This is a genomic window from Streptomyces sp. NPDC002690, from assembly GCF_053592415.1.
This window is the reverse complement of the sequence record NZ_JBSFVR010000420.1, coordinates 1-6,117: the sequence shown is the minus strand read 5'-3', so window position 1 is coordinate 6,117 and position 6,117 is coordinate 1. Positions and strand designations below refer to the sequence as shown.

The window sequence follows — 6,117 nt, the reverse complement described above, 5'->3', positions numbered from 1 at the left end:
GCAGACACATCGGGGTGTCTGCCGCCGCTGGTACGCGAGAGTGCCGTCAGGCGTCGTAGTTCCGCGCCGCCGCGGTCTCCGCGGAGCGGGCCTTCTCGGCCTCCGCCTCGCGCGCTCGCTCCGCCTCGCGGTCCTTCTCCGCCTGCTCGGCGGCCTCCATCTCGGCGAAGACGTCGATCGGGGCCGGCGCCTTGGCCAGGAAGACCCAGGTGAGGTACACGGCGAGCAGGAACGGCGGGATCTTCAGTCCGACGAGCACCCAGCCGAGCTGCGCCGTGTCGGCCCACCAGTAGAGCGGGAAGAGGATCGCGCACTTGGCGAGCAGGATGAGGCCCCAGGCGTAGCTCGCCTTGGCATAGGCGCGCTTGCGACCGGGGTTCCTGGTCCGCCAGGAGAGGTTCTCCTTGAAGACCGGGCCGAGGATCAGCCCGATCAGCGGGACACCCGCCAGCGTGGTGATCAGATAGGCCAGCGCGAGGCCGAGCGTGTAGAGCATGCCCGGGAGGTAGAAGTCCTTGGCGTTGCCCGTGATCATCGCGAAGACGACACCGAAGGCCACGCCGAAGACGCCACTGAACGCGTGCTTGACGGTGTCCTTGCGGACCAGCCGGACGACGACCAGCAGCAGCGAGACCGCCAGCGCGGCGATGGCCGACACGTGCAGGTTCTTGTTGAGGGTGAAGATGGTGACGAAGAGCAGTCCGGGCAGGACGGTCTCCACCATCCCCCGGACCCCGCCGAACGCCTCGAAGAGAGCGGCCTCGGTGACCGCCCTGTTCGTCGCGTCCTGCTGATCCGTGTGCGGGGTACGGTCCCCGTCGTGCGTCGGCTTGTCGTCAGACGTCACCGGCTACTCCTTGCCCAGCGGTCGCAATTCGTATGTGGGGTTGAACAGCACCCGGCGCCCGTGGCTCATGGCGACGCGGCCCGAAACGATGAGCCTGCGGCCGGGCTCGATGCCGACGATGGAGCGGCGGCCGAGCCAGACCACGTCCAGCGGCGCGGTGCCGTCGAAGAGCTCCGCTTCCAGAGCGGGCACTCCGGCACGCGGTCGCAGGGTGACGGTCCGCAACGTACCAGCCACCTTGACGATCTGGCGGTCCGAGCATTCGGAGATGCGGGTGCATCCCGACGCGTGCGCGTCCTCCTTGAGCTCCTCGGACTCCAGGTCCTCCTGGGAGCTGGACAGCCGGTCGAGCATGCGGCGGAAGCGTCCGGTGGACCGCTCCGCCTTCCCGGCTTTATCGAATCGAGGAACAGCACTCATACCCGAAGAGTACCGGTCCCGCGCCCTAGTCGTGGGCCCCCGAAAAGTCACTCGGAAGAGTGCATGACCATGCCCGTACCGACAGGCGGGCGACGGGCGGGCGACGGACGCGTGAGGCTCAGCCGCGCTCGAAGCGGTAGCCCATTCCCGGCTCGGTGACGAAATGCCGGGGGTGCGAGGGGTCGGCCTCCAGCTTGCGGCGGAGCTGGGCCATGTAGACGCGGAGATAGTTGGTCTCGGTGCCGTAGGAGGGGCCCCAGACCTCTTGGAGGAGCTGCTTCTGGCTGACGAGGCGACCGCTGTTGCGGACCAGGACCTCCAGCAGGTGCCATTCGGTGGGGGTGAGGCGGACGTCACGGCCGTCGCGGTGGACCTTCTTGGCCGCCAGGTCGACGGTGAAGCCCTCGGTCTCGACGATCACCACGTCGTCGGCGCCGTCCTGGCCGACCGGCTCCGCCCGGCGGACCGACGCCCGCAGCCGGGCGAGCAGCTCGTCCATGCCGAACGGCTTGGTCACGTAGTCGTCGGCGCCCGCGTCGAGCGCCTCCACCTTCTCGTCCGAGGTGTGCCGGGCGGAGAGGACCAGGATCGGGACCCGGGTCCAGCCCCGGAGTCCCCTGATGACCTCGACCCCGTCCATGTCGGGCAGCCCCAGGTCCAGCACCACCACGTCGGGGTGGCGGGCGGCGGCGAGCTGAAGGGCGGTGGCCCCGTCGGGCGCGGCGTCGACCTCGTACTTCCGTGCCTTCAGGTTGATCACGAGGGCGCGTACGATCTGCGGCTCGTCGTCGACCACAAGCACCCGGGTCATCGCGGTCCTGCCTTTCTGCTGCTGTACGGGGAAGAGATTCTGCTGTACCCGGATGTCGGGGGTGTGACGGACGCCGGGGGTGTGACGGACGCCGGGGGTGTGACGGACGCCGGGGCGTTGTGTTCGCCCCGCCGTCACCACGTCACGAGGTGACCTGCGGGGACAGGTCGGGGCTTGCGGGTACGTGGTCGGCCGCCGTCTTGAGCGTCAGCACCATGGTCATGCCCCCGCCGGGGGTGTCCTCCGCGTCGAGGGTGCCGCCCATCGATTCGGCGAATCCCCGGGCGACGGCCAGGCCGAGGCCGACCCCGGCGCCGCGCGGAGCGTCGCCGTACCGCTGGAAGGGCTCGAAGATCCGCCGCTTGCCCTCGTCGGGGACACCGGGCCCCCGGTCGGAGACCCGGAGCTCGACGCGGTCGCCCAGCGTGCTGGCGGCCACGACGACGGGGGTGCCGTCCGGACTGTACTTGACGGCGTTCTCCACGACGTTGGCCACGGTCCGCTCCAGCAGCCCGGGGTCGACGGCGACCATCGGCAGGGTCTCCGGGATGTCGAGTTCGACGCTGCCCTCGGGTACGCCTCCGAGCGCCATCGGGACGACCTCGTCGAGGTCGATCTCGCGGATCAGCGGAGTGACGGTTCCGGTCTGGAGGCGCGACATGTCGAGCAGGTTGCCGACCAAGTGGTCCAGGCGGTCGGCGCCGTTCTCTATGCCTTCGAGGAGTTCGGCCTCGTCGTCCTCGGACCAGGCGACGTCGTCGGAGCGGAGCGAGCTGACGGCGGCCTTGATGGCGGCGAGCGGGGTGCGCAGGTCGTGGCTGACCGCGGCCAGCAGGGCGGTCCTGATGCGGTTGCCCTCGGCGAGCCTGCGGGCCTTCTCGGCCTCGCCGACCAGGCGCTGGCGGTCCAGTACGACGGCGGCCTGGGCGGCGAACGCGCCGAGCACCCGGCGGTCCTCGGCGGGCAGCACCCGGCCGGAGAGCGCGAGCGCCATGTGGTCGCCGACCGGCATGTCCACGTCGGCGTCGTCGGGCCGGATCACCGGGCTGGGTCCGACCGATCCGGCGCAGGTCCACGGTTCGACGTCGCTCTGCCGCTCCAGCAGGGCGACGGACTCCATGGCGAAGGTCTCGCGGACCCGTTCCAGCAGGGCGTCCAGGGTGGTCTCGCCGCGCAGCACACTGCCGGCCAGGAAGGAGAGGATCTCCGATTCCGCGCGCAGTCGTGCGGCCTGGTGGGTACGTCTCGCCGCGAGGTCGACCACGGAGGCGACCGAGACCGCCACCGCGAAGAAGATCACGATGGCGACGATGTTCTCCGGGTCCTGCACGGTCAGGGTGTGGGTCGGTGGGGTGAACCAGTAGTTCAGCAGCAGGGACCCGGCGGCGGCGGACGCGAGCGCCGGCAGCAGGCCGCCGAGCAGGGCGGCGGCCACCGTCAGGAAGAGGAAGAGCAGGACGTCGTTGGCGAGCCCGGGACCGTCCTCCATGCTGCGCAGGAACACGGAGAGGAGCGCGGGCCCTCCGACACCGACCAGCCAGCCCCAGATGATCCGGGCGCGGCCGAGCCGGGCGCCCCGGGCGATGGGCAGTCCTCTGCCCTTGGCGACCTCGTCGTGGGTGACGATGTGGACGTCGAGGTCGGGCCCGGACTCGCGCGCGACGGTGGCGCCCACGCCGGGGCCGTAGATGTACTGCCAGGTCTTGCGGCGGCTGGAGCCGAGGACGATCTGGGTGGCGTTGACCCCGCGCGCGAAGGCGAGAAGGGCGGCCGGGATGTCGTCGCCGATGACGTGGTGGAAGGTTCCGCCCAGGTCCTCGACGAGGGTCCGCTGGACGGTGAGTTCCTTGGGCGAGGCCGAGGTGAGGCCGTCGCTGCGGGCGATGTAGACGGCGAGGATCTCGCTGCCGGAGCCCTTGGCCGCCATCCGGGAGGCGCGGCGGATGAGGGTGCGGCCCTCGGGTCCGCCGGTGAGTCCGACGACGATGCGCTCGCGGGCCTGCCAGGTGGAGCTGATGTTGTGCTCGCCCCGGTACTGCTGGAGGTACTCGTCCACCCGGTCGGCGACCCAGAGCAGGGCCAGCTCGCGCAGGGCGGTGAGGTTGCCGGGGCGGAAGTAGTTGGAGAGGGCCGCGTCGAGCTTGTCGGGCTTGTAGATGTTGCCGTGGGCCATGCGGCGGCGCAGCGCCTGGGGCGACATGTCGACCAGTTCGATCTGGTCGGCGCGGCGGACGACCTCGTCGGGGACGGTCTCGCGCTGCCGGACGCCGGTTATCGACTCGACCACGTCGCCGAGCGACTCCAGGTGCTGGATGTTGACGGTCGAGACGACGTCGATGCCCGCCTGGAGGAGTTCCTCGACGTCCTGCCAGCGCTTGGCGTTGCGGGCGCCGGGGACGTTGGTGTGGGCGAGTTCGTCCACGAGGGCGACCTGGGGGGCCCGCTCCAGTACGGCGTCCACGTCCATCTCGGTGAAGACCGCCGAGCGGTACTCGATCTCGCGCCGCCGGATCTGTTCGAGACCGTGCAGCATCACCTCGGTACGGGGCCGGTCGTGGTGCTCGACGAAGGCGACGACGCAGTCGGTGCCCCGTTCGATGCGCCGGTGGGCCTCCGAGAGCATGGCGTAGGTCTTGCCGACGCCGGGTGCCGCCCCCAGATAGATACGAAGCTTGCCGCGTGCCATGGCCCCATTGTCTTCTCTTGCTCGGGCTGCGGCCCGTGCGGCAGCCACTGACGACGCTACTCCCGGAGATCCGGGCATTTCGGATGGCGGTCGCACCGGGTGTCCGTATTGACGGAACCCTGATGCGGGACGCCGCGTGTCCCGCCCGGCCAGGGGAGGAGGCCGGGCGGGACACGCGGCGGCTCCGGGGCTCCGCCGGGCCCCGGAGCACTGACCTGGTCAGCCCGCGTCGACGAGTTCCTTCAGCGCGATGTTCAGCTTGAGGACGTTGACGCGGGGTTCACCGATGAAGCCGATGATGCGTCCGCTGGTGTTCTCGTCGACCAGCTTGCTCACTTGGTCCACCGGGAGGTGGTTCTTCTCGGCGACGCGGCGGATCTGGATCTCCGCGTACTCCGGGGAGATGTCGGGGTCGAGGCCGGAGCCGGAGGAGGTGACGGCGTCGGCCGGCACGTCGTCGGGGTCGACCGGGTGGCCGGGGACGGAGTTGTCCTCGACCACGGCGGCCTTGGCGGCGGTGACCCAGTCGATCAGGTCCTTGTTGTCGCCCGAGCGGTTGGTCGCCCCGGAGAGGATCAGCTTGTACTGGGTGTTGACGCTGTTGCTGCCGAGACCGTTGGTGGGGCGGGGCTGGAACCACTTGAGGTCCGGGTCCGCCGCCTCCTGGCCGTCCTTGAGAGGCAGGTCGTAGCGCTGGCCGATCAGCTCGGAGCCGACGACCTTGCCGTCGCTGCTGACCTCGGAGCCGTTGGCCTTGTGGGAGAAGAGCGCCTGGGCGACACCGGTGACCGCGAGCGGGTAGATGACGCCGCAGACCAGGGTGAGGACGAGCAGGGCCCTCAGACCGGCCAGCAGCAGCCGGGTCGTGTTTCCTACGGAGGTGTTCATGCCGATCAGCCGATTCCGGGGATGAGGGAGATGATCAGGTCGATGATCTTGATGCCGATGAACGGGGCGACCAGGCCGCCGAGGCCGTAGATCCCGAGGTTGCGCCGGAGCATGCTGTCCGCGCCGGCGGGGCGGTAGCGGACTCCCTTGAGGGCGAGCGGCACCAGCGCGACGATGATCAGCGCGTTGAAGACGACGGCGGACAGGATCGCGGACTGCGGGGAGTCGAGCCGCATGATGTTGAGCTTGTCCAGGCCCGGGTAGACCACCGCGAACATGGCCGGGATGATCGCGAAGTACTTCGCGACGTCGTTGGCGATCGAGAAGGTCGTGAGCGCACCACGGGTGATCAGGAGCTGCTTGCCGATCGCGACGATCTCGATCAGCTTGGTGGGGTTGGAGTCCAGGTCCACCATGTTCCCGGCCTCCTTGGCGGCCGAGGTGCCGGTGTTCATCGCCACGCCG

Annotated in this window: 5 protein-coding genes and 1 pseudogene; all 6 read right to left on the bottom strand. The window is 69.9% G+C overall.

What is annotated here, in order from left to right:
* Window positions 1–46: 46 nt before the first annotated feature.
* Window positions 47–847 (bottom strand): DUF3159 domain-containing protein, encoded by an 801-nt coding sequence (locus ACWD3D_RS32275; protein ID WP_451464280.1) that lies wholly within the window; start codon window positions 845–847, stop codon window positions 47–49.
* A 3-nt stretch (window positions 848–850) separates the two neighbouring features.
* Window positions 851–1,201 (bottom strand): OB-fold nucleic acid binding domain-containing protein, encoded by a 351-nt coding sequence (locus ACWD3D_RS32270; protein WP_451464279.1) that lies wholly within the window; start codon window positions 1,199–1,201, stop codon window positions 851–853.
* Window positions 1,202–1,385: 184 nt separating this feature from the next.
* A complete protein-coding gene (locus tag ACWD3D_RS32265) occupies window positions 1,386–2,078 on the bottom strand; it encodes a response regulator (RefSeq protein WP_266709955.1) in 693 nt (230 codons plus the stop codon).
* Window positions 2,079–2,220: 142 nt separating this feature from the next.
* On the bottom strand, window positions 2,221–4,764 hold the full coding sequence (locus ACWD3D_RS32260) for an ATP-binding protein (protein WP_451464278.1): 2,544 nt from the start codon (window positions 4,762–4,764) through the stop codon (window positions 2,221–2,223).
* Window positions 4,765–4,983: 219 nt separating this feature from the next.
* A complete protein-coding gene (locus tag ACWD3D_RS32255; protein ID WP_451464277.1) occupies window positions 4,984–5,652 on the bottom strand; it encodes a potassium-transporting ATPase subunit C in 669 nt (222 codons plus the stop codon).
* 5 nt (window positions 5,653–5,657) lie between these two features.
* Window positions 5,658–6,117 (bottom strand): annotated as a pseudogene (locus tag ACWD3D_RS32250) (potassium-transporting ATPase subunit B); the annotation flags it as partial.

Excerpts from the sequence above, each read along its gene's own strand:
- ACWD3D_RS32270 (WP_451464279.1), bottom strand. The coding sequence starts at position 1,201 with ATGCTCGACCGGCTGTCCAGCTCCCAGGAGGACCTGGAGTCCGAGGAG.
- ACWD3D_RS32265 (WP_266709955.1), bottom strand. The coding sequence starts at position 2,078 with ATGACCCGGGTGCTTGTGGTCGACGACGAGCCGCAGATCGTACGCGCC.
- ACWD3D_RS32260 (WP_451464278.1), bottom strand. The coding sequence starts at position 4,764 with ATGGCACGCGGCAAGCTTCGTATCTATCTGGGGGCGGCACCCGGCGTC.
- ACWD3D_RS32255 (WP_451464277.1), bottom strand. The coding sequence starts at position 5,652 with ATGAACACCTCCGTAGGAAACACGACCCGGCTGCTGCTGGCCGGTCTG.